Here is a 14,742-nt window from a genome sequence, read left to right on the forward strand (position 1 = left end):
AGCTTCGTCAATAGCCCACGAGACAGGGGTTGAAGCCGCCGCGGCGGAACTCCGTGTCCTTCATCAGGATATCGAGGCCGAGACTGCCGACGTCATCGGCCACCGGATCGAGGCTCGGGTTCTTGACCTGGTAGAAGATCTTGAGCCAGGACTTGCACTCCCTGCAGACCTCGGCCTTGACCGTGGCCTCGATCGTCTCCACCGAGCGATAGCTGATGCCTTTGGTCGAGCCGCAGCAGAGGCATTTCACCCGCACCTCGTTCCATTGCGTGGCGCATGAGGCGCAAGCGGCATAGCGGACGTTCTCGATCCCCTGCATGCCCATGACGGAGGAGGTGGCCGGACGGCCACCGCAGGCCGGGCAGATGCCGACATGCACCGGCACCAGCATTCCGGCATCGAGCGTTGCGGCAAGGCGTGCGAGATGAACCTGGGCGGCGGCGGCGACGAAAAGGTGCGGCGCGGCACTGTCCTCGGGGATGTGATCGCTCAGGATGTTCGTCAGGAGCCAGTGCCGGTCGCCTTGGTCGGCGCTGCGCACGGCCTCCAGTGCAAGGCGCCCGGGCTCTGGCATATCGAGCGCGGCCGCGCCTTCGATCAGCGCGTCGAGCGTGGCGGCGAGACCGGGGTCGCTCGCGAGCGCCGTGCGGTCGATCGGCGGCATCCCGGCCTTCGCGGCCTCGGCGATCCGCTGAGGCTCCACAGGCGTGACCGGCGGAAGCATCACGGCAAGGCGCGCCTGAAGCCGCGAGAGCTCGGCCAGAAAGCTCAGATAGGGTGCAAGCTCGTTCGTCTCGGCTAGGAAGGCGAACCGCCGGGCGCGGGTTTGAAAGAGCTTTACCGGATCGGGCAGGAAGGCGAGCGGCGGTGAGGGCACGCCACCGATGAGGGACGGATCAGGCTGCAGGTCGTCTGTCATGGTGTCTCCAGTGCACTCCGTGCACGGGGTCTCCGGTGCGCTCCGTCCGGATGCCTGTTTCAAGACGATGCGCCGCTGGGGTCGGTGCGGAGGCCGCCCTTGCTGTCGGTCGCGTGCCCGCGCACGCGATCATTCTGCCGGACCGGTGCCCCGACGTCGAGCCAGCTCGCGCAGCCACTTGCGATGGTGGCGATAGGCCCAGCCGCCGGTCACCGTCCCGCGCGTCATGGCGCGGATCGTGCCACGGGTCCAGATCGCCGCGTAGACGTGGGCGATGAAGACCAGAATGGCGGCCAAGGCGGCCAGCGCATGGACCGCAAGCGCGACGCGCCGCACCGGGATAGAGACCAGGCTCGCGAAATACTGCTCCCAGATCATGATGCCGGTGATGATCAGAACGACGATCAGCCCGGACATGCTCCAGAAAACCATCTTCTGCCCGGCATTGTATTTGCCGAGCTCCGGAAGCCTCTCCTCATGGCCTTTGAGCACGTCGCCGATCCGGAGGCTCCATTCCATGTCCTCGCGCCGGGGGAGGTTCAGCTTCCACATCTGCACGAACAAGAGGAAAAAGCTCGCAAACAGCAGGAGCCCCACGAGCGGATGCAGCCAGCGCGTCGTCTGGCCGCCGCCGAAGAGGCTGGTCAGCCAGAAGAGTGAGGGATGGAAGAGGGAAAAGCCCGAAAGCAGGAGCACGATCATGCAACCCGCCGTGATCCAGTGATTGATACGGGTGAAGCCGCGATAGCGGTTCACGAGAACCACGGGCTGCGTCGCCTCGATCACATCGCCCGGTGCGGAGTAGACGCGCTCGTCAGCCATTATCCTCTGCCGCTCTCATGAGCTTCGCCGCCATGATGGTCGGCCGCGTCCTCTACAAGCTCCTCCGCCTCTTCCTCCTCGTGCGCGCTGACCTGGTTGGGTTTGGCGAAGATGCCGTGCAGCACCGCGCCCGCCGCCGCGAGACCGGCAACGGCAAGAGCGGCCGTCTTGAGCGGACCTTTCCAGCCCTCGACCACCGGGGAGATCCGCGGCGCTTCAGGCAGACCGGAATAGATCGACGGCTTGTCGGCGTGATGGAGAACATACATCACGTGCGTGCCGCCGACACCCGGCGCGTCGTAGAGGCCGGCATTCTCGTAGCCCCGCGACTTCAAATCCGTGATCCGCTCCTCGGCATGGGCGATCATGTCCTCCTTGGTGCCGAAGACGATTGCCTGCGTCGGGCAGGCCTTGGCGCATGCCGGTCCCTGCCCCACCGCCACGCGATCCGAGCAGAGCGTGCATTTCCTGGCGACATGCGCGGTTTTCGAGATGCGGGGGATGTCAAACGGGCAGCCCGCCACGCAATAGCCGCAGCCGATGCAGTTGTCCGAGATGAAGTCGACGATGCCGTTGGAGTATTGAACGATCGCGCCGGGGGCCGGGCACGCCTTGAGACACCCTGGATCCTCGCAGTGCATGCAGCCATCCTTGCGGATCAGCCACTCGAGCTCCTGGGTCATCGGGTTCTCGTATTCCGTGAACCGCATGAGCGTGAACATCTCCGGCGTCAGGTCGTGCGGGTTCTCGTAGACGCCCACATTCTCCTCGATGTCCGGATGGGTATCGTTCCATTCGATGCAGGCTGACTGGCAGGCTTTGCAGCCGATGCATTTCGAGACGTCGATCAGCTTGGCAACCTTGGTCAGTCGACGCTCGGGCTCCGGCACGTGGGACGTGGCCGAGATCTTGACGACGTCGCTCGGCAAGAGGTTCGAGGGCAGCGGCTGAACCGGAGGGTTCGCGGCGGCCGTCACGGGTTGGGGTGCCCTTTCCGTTGTCATACCATTGCCTCGGCCGGCTCAATGTTGACAAGGAACGCCTTGGATTCCGGCGTGTCGATGTTGGCTTCGCCCACGAAGGGGGTGAGGCTGTTGGGGCCGAAGCCCTTGAGGGCCGCGCCCATGAAGCCCCAGTGCAGCGGAATGCCCACGATGTGCACCGGCTTGCCGTCGCAGATCAGCGGACGGATCCGCTTGGTCACGACGGCCTTGGCCCAGATCTGACCGCGCTTGTTCCAGATCCGGACCATGCCGCCCTTGGTGATGCCGCGTTCTGCCGCCAGCTGCTCGCTGATCTCCACGAAGAACTCCGGCTGCAGAACCGCATTCACCCGGTTGTGCTTGGTCCAGTAATGGAAATGCTCCGTCAGCCGATAGGAGGTCCCGACATAGGGGTACTCGTCGCTGGTGCCCAGTTGCGCCACGTCGTTCGGGAAGATGCGCGCCACCGGGTTGCCGCGCATTTTGCGGTTGAACGGGTTCTCGACCGGGCTTTCGAACGGCTCCATATGGGTCGGGAACGGGCCGTCGCGCATCTGTCCGCGCGAGAACAGCCGCGCCGTGCCCTCGGCCGTCATGATGAAGGGCATGACGGTTTCCGGCTTGGCGGTGGGCGCGATGTCGGGCACGTCGAAGCCGTCCCAGCGGTCGCCGGTCCATTCGATGACCTTGCGCGTGGGATCCCACGGCTTGCCGTTGAGGTCGCAGGACGCGCGATTGTAGAGGATGCGGCGGTTCGCCGGCCAGGCGAAGGTCCAGTTCAGGTAGGTGCCGATGCCGCCCGGATCGCTGTTGTCGCGCCGGGCCATCATGTTGCCCGCCTCCGTCCAGGATCCCGTGTAGATCCAACAGCCGGACATGGTGGAACCATCGTCGCGCAGCAGGCTGAAGCTGGGCAGCAGCTTGCCCGCTTCGAGAATGACCTTCGTGGGGTCGTTCGGATCATGGAGCGTCCGGAGCGCCCGACCGTTCATCTCCTTGGCCAGTTCCTCTGGCTCGGGATCGACGGGATCGTGGTAGTCCCAGCTCAGATTCAGGATCGGCTCGGGGCAGACTCCGCCTTCCTTGCGGTAAAGCTCCCGCACGCGAAGGAAGATGCTGGCCATGATCCAGGTGTCGTGCTTGGCCTCGCCCGGCGGGGTTGCGCCCGTCCAATGCCATTGCAGCCAGCGGCCCGAGTTCACCGTCGCGCCCTCGTCCTCGGCGAAGCAGGTCGCGGGCAGCTCGATCACCTCGGTCATGATCCGGGAGGGGTCCACGTCGTTGTAAATGCCGTGGTTCTCCCAGAAATGCGCGGTCTCCGTCTGCAACGGGTCGATGGTGACGAGAAGCTTCAGCTTCGACAAACCTTCCGTCAGCTTGGCCCGGTTGGGGAAGGACAGAAGCGGGTTGAAGCCCTGGCAGAAATACAGATTGACCTCGCCGCGCGTCATCATGTCGAAGGTGCGCAGGATGTCGTAGTAGGGGACGTCGAGCTTGGGCAGCCAGTCATAGCCCCAGTCGTTCTCGGCGGTGGCCGCTTCCCCCCACATGGCCTTCATGAAGCTGACCATGAACTTGCTGGTATTCTGCCAGTAGCTCGTCTGATCCGGAATGAGCGGTCGGTTTCCGCGCGTCGACATGTAAGTCGCATAGTCGGTCTCGTGCTCGGTCGGCAGCTCCATGTAGCCCGGCAGCATGTGCGACAGCAGGCCGATGTCGGTCAGGCCCTGAATGTTCGCGTGCCCCCTCAGCGCATTCACGCCGCCGCCCGGCAAGCCGATATTGCCGAGAATGAGCTGCAGCATCGCCATGCCGCGGATGTTCTGGCCGCCCTTGGAATGCTGGGTCCACCCGAGTGCGTAAAGCGCGGTCATCACTTTGTCGCGGGCCGACGTTTCGGCGATCATCGCGCAGATCTGGAGATAGCGATCCTTCGGCGTGCCGCAGACGTTCTCCACGAATTCGGGCGTGTAAGGCTCGACGTGCTGCTTCAGCAGGTTCCAGACGCAACGCGGATCCCTGAGGGTCGGATCGGTCTTGACCATGCCGTCCTCGCCCATCTGGTACTCCCAGGATGTGCGGTCGTAGTCGCGCTTGGCCTCGTCATAGCCGGTGAAGAGCCCTTCGGACCAACCGAAATCCTCGCGCACGAGATAGGTCGCGTTGGTGTAGCTCTTCACATAGTCCCACTGCACCTTGTCGTTCTCGATGCAGTAGCGGATCACGCCCATCAGCCAGGTGATGTCCGAGCCCGGACGGACCGGCGCGTAGACATCGGACACCGAAGCCGTGCGGTTGAAGCGCGGATCGACGACGATCAGCTTGGCGCCGCGATGGTGCTTCGCCTCCGTCACCCATTTGAAGCCGCACGGATGCGCCTCGGCGGCATTGCCGCCCATGACGATGACCAGGTCGGTGTTTTTAATGTCAGTCCAGGCGTTGGTCATTGCGCCACGGCCAAACGTCGGAGCCAGACTGGCTACCGTGGGGCCGTGTCAGACGCGCGCCTGGTTGTCGAACGGGAGCAGCCCCATCGAGCGGACGACCTTGTAGGTCAGCCATCCGGTCTCGTTGGTGCCGCCCGAAGCGGCAAGGAATCCGGCCGTGGTCCAGCGGTTCACCGTGACGCCGGCGGCGTTCTTCTCGATCAGGTTCGCGTCGCGGTCATCCTTGATGGCGCGGGCGATCTTGTCGAGGGCGGCGTCCCAGGTGATGTCCTCCCAGCGGTCCGATCCGGGCGCGCGGTAGCGCGGCTTGGTGCAGCGGGTCTCGGACTTCACGAAATCCTTGAGCGCTGCTCCTTTCGGGCAGAGCGTGCCGCGGTTCGTCGGATGGTCGGCGTCGCCCTCGATGTGGATGAGCTCGGCCTTCTCACCGGCGCTGTAGTCGCCCTTGGAATACATGATGATCCCGCAGGCGACCGAGCAATAGGTACAGATGTTGCGGGTTTCGGTGGTGGTGGCCAGCTTGAACGCGCGCACATGGGCGGCTGTCGCGGCCTCGGCTGCGCCGTAGCCCATGGCTCCGAGCGTCGTTGCTGCCGTCGCGGCTCCCGTCAATTTCAGAAAGCTGCGGCGGGAAAGGTCTATGTTCATGCGACCTCCTTCTTCCGCATCGTAATCTTCCGAATTTTCTTCTTCCGAGTCATGCGGATAGATCCAACTCTAAAGATCGTCCCGCCCGGCCGGCAAGTCAAGGCGCGGGTGGCCGTTGGCCGATCGCGTTCGCTCGACCGGGGCCCGTGCTTTCTCGTCTCGATCGCGGTAGGACATTCGTTGGCAGCAAAGGTGCAGCGCTCCAGGCTGAGCCGATCCGACCTGCCTCCAAAATTGAGGAGATCGCACGCAATGACCGATATCCCGGCCTCCGCCGAGCCGCGCCTCACCTCTCTGGCCCACGGAGGCGGCTGCGGCTGCAAGATCGCTCCGGGCGTGCTCGAGGGAATTTTGCGCGGCGGGATCGCTCTGCCGGTGCCGCCGGAGCTGCTGGTCGGGATCGAGACATCCGACGACGCGGCTGTTTTTCGCGTCAACGACCATCAGGCCATCGTCGCCACCACCGATTTCTTCATGCCGATTGTGGACGACCCCGGCGATTTCGGCCGCATCGCGGCCACCAATGCGATCAGCGACGTCTACGCGATGGGCGGCACGCCGGTTTTCGCGCTGGCGCTGGTCGGCATGCCGATCAACACGCTTTCGACGGCGACCATCGCCCGGATCCTCGACGGAGGGGCCGACGCCTGTCGGGCCGCGGGCATTCCGATTGCCGGAGGCCATACCATCGACTCGGTCGAGCCGATCTACGGCCTCGTCGCCATCGGCCTGGTTGATCCGGCCCATCTCAAGCGCAACGCCGGCGCGCGGCCGGGAGATGCCCTCGTTCTGGGCAAGCCGCTCGGCGTCGGGATCTTCTCGGCGGCGCTGAAGAAAGGTGCCCTCGATGCGGCGAGCTACGCCCGCCTGATCGAGACGACAACCCGTCTCAACACGCCGGGCCCTGATCTGGCGCGACTGGACGGAGTCTATGCGATGACCGATGTCACGGGCTTCGGTCTCGCGGGGCATGCGCTCGAGATGGCGCGAGGCTCGGGCTGCCGGCTCCGGATCGGCTGGTCAGAGGTGCCGCTGCTGGATCCGGCCCGCCGGTTGGCCGAAGAAGGGTTCATCACCGGAGCCTCGGGGCGCAACTGGGCCAGCTACGGCAAAGAGGTCGCATACGCACGCCCCATGACGGAGGTCGATCAGGCGCTCCTCTGCGACCCGCAGACCAGTGGTGGCCTGCTCGTCGCCTGCGCGCCAGAGACGGTTCCCGAGGTCCTGGCGATCTTCCGACAGCATGGATTTGCCGCGGCGGCCGCCATCGGGGAGGCGGCCGAAGGCGAACCCGGGCTGATCCTTGCCTGACATGCACATGGCGCGCGCGTTTGGGGACGTTGCGTGAGCCTTATCGCGTGAGCGCGGCAATCCAGGATGCGATGGAGCGCCAGAACGTGGCGAGCGCGACGATGCTGGTGAGGAGCAGGACGGCGACGGCCATCTGCACGACGCCGAAATTCGCCGAATCCTCGGCAACGAACCATGCGGCGATGAAGGCCGCCGTCGTCATGATCGGCTGCAGAAGCCAGGAAATGGCCGGCATGGTCCGAGCTCCGGTGGGCCAAGCCCTCATCATACACGAGCGCGCGCCCGCGCCAAAGCCTCATCCCGGTCTCGACGGACGACGGATGGATGCGGCGCCTTCGATCTCCGTCTCGCGATCCCGGGATGTGCCGGCCCCTTTACACGGGGGAAACGTTTCGCTTCAAAGTCGTTCATAGTGGGCGCATCGCGGACGGGGCCTCGCGCCGCCGGATGTGTGATAGATGTCGCCAGAGCCCCTTGGTGTCGGATGAGAGGATACGATGATCGTGACGCGAGATGAGCGATTGCCGTCGGCGGCGGGACGTCATCTGCTGGGCGTGGCCGTGCTCGCGTCCCTGGTCTTTTCGGGCCCGGCCCTCGCTCAGGCGCCAGCCGCCGCTCCGGCTCCGAGCGTGGTGGTTGAAAGCGTGCGCCTTCGAGACGCTGTCGACCAGGACGCCTATATCGGACGCGTTCAGGCCATCGACAAGGTGACGGTGCGGGCCCGCATCGACGGCTTTCTGGCGAGCCGCGGTTTCGAGGAGGGCGGCGAGGTGACGAAGGGCCAGGTCCTCTTCACGCTCGAGAAGGAGCCCTACCAGGCGGCGCTCGACCTCGCCAAGGCGAACCTCGCCAGCGCCGTGGCCGCCGAGGAGCTGGCGCAAGCCACCTACGACCGGACCAAGCCGCTCGCCGAGCGCGGGACGTCGCCGCAGTCGGCGCTGGACGATGCCATCTCCAAGCTCGCGCAGGCGCGCGCCGCGGTCCAGGCCCAGCAGGCCGCCGTGACACAGGCCGAGCTCAATCTCGGCTACACGGACATCCACGCCCCCATGGACGGTCGCACGGGGCGGGCGACGTATTCGGTCGGCGAGTATGTGGGGCCGAGCAGCAATCCCCTGGTCACCCTTGTGCGCCAGGACCCGATGTACGTCGCCTTTCCGGTGCCGCAGCGCGTCCTGCTCGAGGTGCGCCGCGAGGGTGTCACGGCCGACAGCGTGCTCGTCCGCCTGAAGCTGCCCGACGGCAGCGTCTACGAGCACGACGGCTCGATCAAATTCGTCGAGGTCGAGGGCAACGCCGGCACCGATACGATTACGGTGCGCGCCGAGATGCCCAATCCGGAACGGCTGCTGGTGGACCAGGCGATCGTCGGCGTCAGCGTCATGGCCAAGAAGCCGGTGCTCAAGCTCATGATGTCCCAGTCCGCGCTCCTCCTCGACCAGCAGGGCGCCTATGTGCTGCTGGTCACGCCCGAGAGCAAGGTCGAGACGCGGCGCATCGAGGTCGGAGAGCAGCGCGGCCCGCTGATCGTCGTCAAAAGCGGCCTTGCCGAGGGAGACCGCGTCATCACGAGCGGGCAGCAGAAGGTGCGGCCCGGCATCGCCGTGGAGGCGAGCGAGATCAAAGACGACATGAGTGCGGCGAAGTAGAGCGAGGCGGCGCATGATCTACGATATCTTCATCCGCCGGCCGCGCCTTGCGATGGTGGTCTCGGTCGTCATCACCCTGGCGGGCCTGATCGCCACGCAGGTCATCCCCGTCGCGCAATATCCCGAGATCGCGCCGCCGACGGTCCGCGTCAGCGCCTCCTACCCGGGCGCCGACGCCAACACCGTCGAGGAAAGCATCGCCCAGCCGCTCGAGAACGCCATCAACGGCGTCGACGGCATGCGCTACATGAAGTCGACCTCGGCCAATGACGGATCGTATTCGCTCACGGTCTCGTTTCTGCTCGGCACGAACCCCGACATCGACACCGTCAACGTCCAGAACCGCGCCAACCTCGCGACCGCGAAGCTTCCCGAGGAGGTGCGGCGCACGGGCCTCACGATCGCGAAAGTCTCGACCGACCTTCTGCAGGTGTTCCTCTTCTACTCGCCCAACGGCGACAAGGACCAGCTCTTCCTGTCCAATTTCGTCACGCTCAACATTCTCGACGAGCTGAAGCGCGTTCCGGGCGTGGGAGACGCGTCGATCTTCGGCGCGCGCGATTATGCGATGCGGATCTGGATCGACCCGCAGAAGCTCGCCAACCTCGACCTTTCGGCGCAGGACGTCATCGCCGCCATCCAGTCGCAGAACCTCCAGGCGGCCGCCGGACGCATCGGCGCGGCGCCGCTTTCGGCCGACCAGCGCCTGCAGCTCACGGTGACGACCAAGGGGCGCCTCTCCACCGTGGAGGAGTTCGGCGACATCATCGTGCGGTCGGGCGGCGACGGCTCGTTCGTGCGCGTCCGTGACGTGGCGCGCATCGAGCTCGAGGCGGCGTCGTTCGATACGGAGGCGCGCTACGAAGGCAAGCCCGCGGCGCCGATCGGCGTCTACCTGTCGCCGGGGGCGAACGCGGTCAACGTCGCGACGGCGGTGTCCAAGCGCCTCGCGGAGCTCCGGGACCGTTTCCCGCCCGGCGTCGAGTTCGCCTACGTCTACAACACGGCCGATTTCGTCTCGTCGATGATCGACAAGGTGATCCACACCCTGGTCGAGGCGTTCGCCCTGGTCGCCATCGTCGTGTTCGTGTTCCTGGGGCGGCTGCGTCCGACGTTCATCCCCCTGATCGCGGTCCCGGTGGCGATCATCGGCACGTTTGCCGTGCTGGTGGCCGCGGGCTACTCGGCCAACACCATCTCGCTCCTGGCGCTCGTGCTCGCCATCGGCATCGTCGTGGACGACGCTATCATCGTGGTCGAGAACGTCGAGCGCGTGATGCACGCCGAGCCGCATCTGTCGCCGGCCGATGCCACGCGCAAGGCCATGTCGGAAATCGCCGGGCCGGTGATCGCCATCACGCTGGTGCTGCTCTCGGTCTTCGTTCCGGTCGCCTTCCTCTCCGGCTCGTCGGGCGTGCTGTTCCGGCAGTTCGCCGTCACGATCTCGGCGGCGATGGTCATCTCGGCGATCAACGCGCTCACGCTCTCGCCGGCGCTTTGCTCGATCCTGCTCAAGCCGGGGCACCCGACGGGCGTGATGAAGCACGTCACCCGGGCCATCGATGCCGTCGCGGATGGCTATGCGGCGGTGGTGAGGCGGCTGGTGTCCGTCTCGATGGCGAGCATCGTCGCGCTGATCGCGATCGCGGGCGCGGCCTACGTCATTTTTAACCGCACGCCGTCGGGTTTCCTGCCGGAGGAGGACAAGGGCTTCGTCATTGGCGTGATCACGCTGCCGGCCGGCGCATCTCTGAACCGGACGTCGGAGACGGCCGCCAAGGCGGAGGCCATCGTGCGCGCGGATCCCGCAGTCGACGGCGTGACGAGCGTGCTCGGCATCGACTTCCTGGGCGGTGGAGCAGCCTCGAACGCGGGCGTCATGTTCATCCGCCTCAAGGATTATGCCCTGCGCACCACGCGGGAGATGCATTCGACGAGCGTTGCCGGGCGGCTGATCGGCGAGCTGTCGACCATTGCGGAAGGGCGCATCATCGTCGTCAACCCGCCGTCGATCTCCGGTCTCGGCCAGGTCGGCGGGTTCGAGTACGTGCTCGAAGCTTTGCAGGGCCAGAGCCCGTCCGACATGGCGGCCGTCATGCGCGGCCTCGTCGTCGCGGCGAACCAGCGCCCCGAGCTGGCGGCCGTGTTCTCAACTTTCGAAGCGGAGACGCCGCAGATCCGTCTCGACATCGATCGCGACAAGACGCGGGCGCTCAACATCTCGCTCGCGGACGTGTTTGCGGCGCTCCAGGCGACGCTTGGCGGCTACTACGTCAACGACTTCAACCTCTACGGCCGCACCTGGACCGTGCGGATGCAGGCGGAGAAGCAGTTCCGGGGCAATGTCGACGACATCTCCTCCATCTACGTCCGCAACTCCGCGGGCGAGATGACGCCGATGTCGGCCATCGCGAACGTGCGGCTCGACGTCGGGCCGCGGACGCTGACGCGCTACAACAACTACCGCGCGATCTCGATCAATGGCGGACCGGCTCCCGGTCGCGGCCCCGGGGAGGCGATTGCCGGCATGGAGAACGTGTCGGTTGAGACGCTGCCCGAGGGCTATGCCTACGAATGGACGGGGCAGGCGCGCGAGCAGATCGAATCCGCCGGGCAGACGACGATCGTGCTCGGGCTTGCGGTGGTGTTCGCCTACCTCTTTCTCGTCGCCTTGTACGAGAGCTGGATGATCCCGATCCCGGTGCTGCTGTCGGTGGTCGTCTCCATTCTGGGAGCTATCGCGGCGCTCTGGGCGCTCGGCATGAGCTTCACGCTCTATGCGCAGATCGGTCTCGTGGTGCTGGTGGCGCTCGCGGCCAAGAACGCCATTCTCATCGTCGCGTTCTCCATCGAGCGGCGGGCGGCCGGAGACAGCCTTCTCGAATCAGCCGTGGACGGTGCGCGACTCCGCTTCCGGCCGGTGATGATGACGAGCTTCGCCTTCATCATGGGTCTCGTGCCACTGGTCATCGCCAACGGGCCGGGCGCAGACAGCATGATCGCGGTCGGCGTGCCGGTGTTGGCTGGCATGATCGCGGCTGCGGCGCTCGGGATCTTCCTCATCCCCATGCTGTACGTCGTGTTTCAACGCCTGACCGAAGGGCGCGGCACGGATGCGGCCGCCCGCACGCCGGCTCCGGCCGATGCGCCCTGAAGGCAGCCTGCGAGCGGAGCGCCGTTGCTCCTGGGTCATACAACTTTTCGGCTACGGGCCGGCGTCTTCCCGTTCCGCGACGGCGGATCTCTCGTTCCGCCATCATGCCGGGGTGCGGCGCTGCGCGTTAGGCGCTAGGCTAACACCTCAGTCTTCCAAGGAGCATTCGGCATGGCTGTCACACGAACCGCACTCGTGTCGGGGGCGAACCGGGGCATCGGCTTCGAGATCGTGCGCCAGCTTGCGCGTCTCGGCATCCTGGCCGTGATCGGCGCCCGGGACACGCGCGAGGGGCTCGCCGCGGCGGAAACGCTCAAGCCGGAAGGGATCGACATCCCGGTGGTGGCGCTCGACGTCAACGAGGAGGGGAGTGCGGCCCGGGCGGTGGCCGAGGTCAAGCGGATCTACGGCCGTCTCGACATCCTGGTGAACAACGCGGCGATCCTCATCGACGCGCCGGGCGGCTTCAAGGCGAGCCTGTTCGATCTCACGTCCGATACGCTGCGCCGGACGATGGAGACCAACCTGCTGGGGCCGGTCCGCCTCATTCAGGCGGCGGCGCCGCTCATGCGGGAGCAGGCCTACGGGCGCATCGTCAACATCTCGTCCGGCGCGGGACAGCTCAGCGACATGGGGAGCGGCTATCCGGCCTACCGCATGTCGAAGACGGCCCTCAACGCGCTGACGCGGATCGCGGCCTCCGAGCTCGGTGGCGGAGACATCAAGGTCAACGCGATGTGTCCCGGGTGGGTGCGGACCGAAATGGGCGGGCCCGATGCGGATCGGAGCCCCGAGGAAGGCGCGGATACGGCCGTGTGGCTGGCGACGCTTCCGGATACGGGGCCGACCGGCGGATTCTTCCGCGACCGCAAGCCGATCGCGTGGTGACGGGCCGGCCGGTCAGAGGCCGCGCACCAGGTTGCCCACCATCAGCGTGAAGTAGGCCGTGATCGAGAGCCAGAATTCCTGGTGCGGCAGGTAGCGCGGCACCGGAATGAAGCCGAGCTTGGTGATCAGGGCCAGCGTCGCCAGGACAAAGGAAATGAGGAAGATCACGATCGTCGGGGGATTGAGCCTCATACCGCGAACTCCCTTCCACGTGTGCGATGCCGGCGTGCGGACCGCATCATAGGGGCTCGCTTCTCTCGCGCAACGGGGGAGGGGCGCCGCGGCTTCGAATACGGGGCGCATGGGATTGGCACAGCCTGGGTCACGACCTAGAGGGCGCGGGCGGACCTCGACGCTTCCGGCCCGCCGACGGTGGTGGCGAAGGTCTGGAGACGGCCGTCCTGGGTGCTCAGATCGCGGCAGGTGATGACGACTCGCCGCTCCGCGCGGTTGCCGGAGCCCTCGACTGCGGACTCGGTGATGGCAACCACCTCGAAGACACTCGCCTCCTTGCCGGTTGCGACCGTGATCCGGGAGCCGACTGCGACGTTGCCCATGAAGGCGGGTGCCGTCCAGGCCGCCGGCTCGATGGCTGCGCCAGCGCCCTCGTGGCGACGCCGCTCGAGCCAGTAAGCCTCGCTGCCCGAGACCAGAGCCTTATCCGCCCCGGCGACGTCCACCGCCGCTTGACGGGGGGCCGCCTCGAGGGCCGCCGCAAAGTGCCCCGCGACCACCGCATCCGTGTTGGTGGTGGCAATCCCGACGCCGAGCACCCCGAGCAGGGCCAAACCGGCGCCGGTGCGGATGGTCGTCATGGGAAGAGCGAAGCGGAGCGTCATGATGCAGCCCTTTGGCAACTCTGGCTCTCTGATCCGTCATGCGTCCGGCGGCCGGACGCACCTTACGATATTCTGTAACACTTATAGCGCAGACCCGGTTCACGGGCGAGCCCGCCCCGGGCAAATTTTATCCGGCGATGGGTAAACTCTTCATGCGCCGGGGTTTTTATCGGATTGTCTGCGGTGTCGCAGACCGGCTCTCCGGGGAGCGTAGGCGCGCCGCAGGTGGCGCACGAAGGCCACGTTGAAGACGGCCATGGCGGCGAACGCACCTGCGAGAAGCAGCGCCGAGGCGTTGCGGTCCATGACCGCGCCGAGCGACCGCGTGTCCGAGGCGGCGGCGATGCCGATATGCCAGCCCGTCAAGGCAAGCAGAAGCGCGAAAACGGCGAGGCCGGCCAAAAGATCCGGCAGATGCTTGCGGAACTGGGGAGATACGTCCTTACGCGGCATGCGAGGGGGCCCTCTTTACCTTTCCGATGATTCGAGCGCGACGTGATCCGAATGGGATCACAACTCCCCGCTGTGGCGGGGGTTTGCCCGGATTGTGGCGAATGGAAGCTATTCCGCGGATCTGAAAAGTTAGTGTCGCCGGCGTGCCCGATGCGACACGGCTGCCAATCGGATCGGATGTGCGCTGCGGATATTGAACTTCCGAGGCTCCCGGCGTAGCGTCCGCGCCGCCCGCGGCTTCGAACGCAACCCGCTGGCTTCCTTCCGTCCAACGAGAAAGATGTCGCTCATGGGCTTTTTTGCCGACAGCCTGAACCGTATCCAACCGTCCGCCACCATCGCCGTGTCCATGAAGGCGCGCCAGCTCAAGGCCGAGGGCCGGGACGTCATCTCGCTCTCGGCAGGGGAACCGGACTTCGATACGCCCGAGAACATCAAGCTGGCGGCGATCAAGGCTCTCAAGGACGGCAAGACCAAATACACCGACGTGGACGGCATCCCTGAGCTCAAGGCGGCCATCGTCGCCAAGTTCAAGCGCGACAATGGGCTCACCTACAAGCCCTCGCAGGTCTCGGTCGGCACGGGCGGCAAGCAGGTGCTCTACAATGCGCTGCTCGCGACGCTCAATC

General features: G+C 65.9%; 13 protein-coding genes. 5 read left to right on the top strand and 8 right to left on the bottom strand.

The window, feature by feature from the left end; translation table 11 throughout:
• Positions 1-7: 7 nt before the first annotated feature.
• The 4 genes from fdhE to fdnG form a co-directional block, all read right to left on the bottom strand.
• Positions 8-919, bottom strand: coding sequence for a formate dehydrogenase accessory protein FdhE (gene fdhE, locus V7082_RS12945; RefSeq protein WP_334149155.1), 912 nt, complete (start codon positions 917-919; stop codon positions 8-10).
• Between the two features lie 129 nt (positions 920-1,048).
• Positions 1,049-1,741: a formate dehydrogenase subunit gamma gene (locus tag V7082_RS12950; protein ID WP_334149157.1), complete on the bottom strand. Its 693-nt coding sequence runs from the start codon at positions 1,739-1,741 to the stop codon at positions 1,049-1,051.
• The gene (fdxH, locus tag V7082_RS12955) at positions 1,741-2,745 is read right to left on the bottom strand and encodes a formate dehydrogenase subunit beta (RefSeq protein WP_334149159.1); all 1,005 of its coding nucleotides are present in this window, start codon (positions 2,743-2,745) and stop codon (positions 1,741-1,743) included. The genes V7082_RS12950 and fdxH overlap by 1 nt, the downstream gene beginning before the upstream one ends.
• Positions 2,742-5,819: a formate dehydrogenase-N subunit alpha gene (gene fdnG / locus V7082_RS12960; RefSeq protein ID WP_334149161.1), complete on the bottom strand. Its 3,078-nt coding sequence runs from the start codon at positions 5,817-5,819 to the stop codon at positions 2,742-2,744. The genes fdxH and fdnG overlap by 4 nt, the downstream gene beginning before the upstream one ends.
• A 252-nt stretch (positions 5,820-6,071) precedes the next feature.
• On the opposite strand from fdnG, the gene selD reads away from it, so the two are divergent.
• On the top strand, positions 6,072-7,130 hold the full coding sequence (gene selD / locus V7082_RS12965) for a selenide, water dikinase SelD (protein ID WP_334149163.1): 1,059 nt from the start codon (positions 6,072-6,074) through the stop codon (positions 7,128-7,130).
• 40 nt (positions 7,131-7,170) lie between these two features.
• Here selD and V7082_RS12970 read toward each other — a convergent pair whose 3' ends face one another.
• Positions 7,171-7,365: a hypothetical protein gene (locus V7082_RS12970; RefSeq protein ID WP_334149165.1), complete on the bottom strand. Its 195-nt coding sequence runs from the start codon at positions 7,363-7,365 to the stop codon at positions 7,171-7,173.
• Positions 7,366-7,627: 262 nt separating this feature from the next.
• Between V7082_RS12970 and V7082_RS12975 the strand changes: the two genes are divergently transcribed.
• The 3 genes from V7082_RS12975 to V7082_RS12985 all read left to right on the top strand — a co-directional run bounded on the left by V7082_RS12975 (position 7,628) and on the right by V7082_RS12985 (position 12,821).
• Positions 7,628-8,779 (top strand): efflux RND transporter periplasmic adaptor subunit, encoded by a 1,152-nt coding sequence (locus V7082_RS12975; protein WP_334149167.1) that lies wholly within the window; start codon positions 7,628-7,630, stop codon positions 8,777-8,779.
• 13 nt (positions 8,780-8,792) lie between these two features.
• Complete coding sequence (locus V7082_RS12980) at positions 8,793-11,933, top strand: efflux RND transporter permease subunit (protein WP_334149168.1); 3,141 nt, start codon at positions 8,793-8,795, stop codon at positions 11,931-11,933.
• 171 nt (positions 11,934-12,104) lie between these two features.
• Complete coding sequence (locus V7082_RS12985) at positions 12,105-12,821, top strand: SDR family oxidoreductase (RefSeq protein WP_334149170.1); 717 nt, start codon at positions 12,105-12,107, stop codon at positions 12,819-12,821.
• Positions 12,822-12,833: 12 nt separating this feature from the next.
• On the opposite strand, the gene V7082_RS12990 is transcribed toward V7082_RS12985, so the two are convergent.
• From V7082_RS12990 to V7082_RS13000, 3 genes are all read right to left on the bottom strand, one after another.
• Complete coding sequence (locus V7082_RS12990) at positions 12,834-13,013, bottom strand: hypothetical protein (RefSeq protein WP_334149171.1); 180 nt, start codon at positions 13,011-13,013, stop codon at positions 12,834-12,836.
• Between the two features lie 137 nt (positions 13,014-13,150).
• Positions 13,151-13,660: a hypothetical protein gene (locus V7082_RS12995; protein ID WP_334149172.1), complete on the bottom strand. Its 510-nt coding sequence runs from the start codon at positions 13,658-13,660 to the stop codon at positions 13,151-13,153.
• Between the two features lie 150 nt (positions 13,661-13,810).
• Entirely contained in the window at positions 13,811-14,113 is a 303-nt protein-coding gene (locus V7082_RS13000) for a hypothetical protein (protein WP_334149173.1), read from the bottom strand.
• 289 nt (positions 14,114-14,402) lie between these two features.
• Between V7082_RS13000 and V7082_RS13005 the strand changes: the two genes are divergently transcribed.
• On the top strand, positions 14,403-14,742 hold a 340-nt coding region (locus V7082_RS13005; RefSeq protein WP_334149174.1), incomplete at its 3' end, for an aminotransferase class I/II-fold pyridoxal phosphate-dependent enzyme.

The organism is Hyphomicrobium sp. (genome assembly GCF_036833075.1).
Lineage (GTDB): Bacteria > Pseudomonadota > Alphaproteobacteria > Rhizobiales > Hyphomicrobiaceae > Hyphomicrobium_C.